At 41.9% G+C, this 265-nt stretch carries 1 pseudogene; it reads left to right on the top strand.

Annotation, left to right across the window (positions count from 1 at the left end):
• Window positions 1-265: pseudogene (locus ACT3QP_RS15180) on the top strand (IS5/IS1182 family transposase); the annotation flags it as partial.

Here is a 265-nt window from a genome sequence, read left to right as displayed (position 1 = left end):
TTGCCACCTTATTTTGGTAAGCCTAATACCGTCTACAAGGCTTATCAGCGCTGGTTTCGTAGCAATAAATTGATTGCACTGTTTGCTTTATTAATTAAAGACTCAGACTGTGAATGGGTATTTATCGATGGCACGCATATTAAAGCACATCAGCACAGTAATGGTGGCAATGAGGTGGAACAAGCCATTAGTAAAAGTGTGGCAGGACGCGCCACCAAGATTCATTTAGCAGTTGATGCCCATGGCAACCCTATTACTTTTATCC

The sequence above is a fragment of the Psychrobacter sp. AOP7-B1-24 genome, assembly GCF_052376215.1.
GTDB lineage: Bacteria > Pseudomonadota > Gammaproteobacteria > Pseudomonadales > Moraxellaceae > Psychrobacter.
The sequence above is the reverse complement of the archived record's forward strand: the minus strand, read 5'-3'. Positions and strand labels throughout refer to the sequence as shown.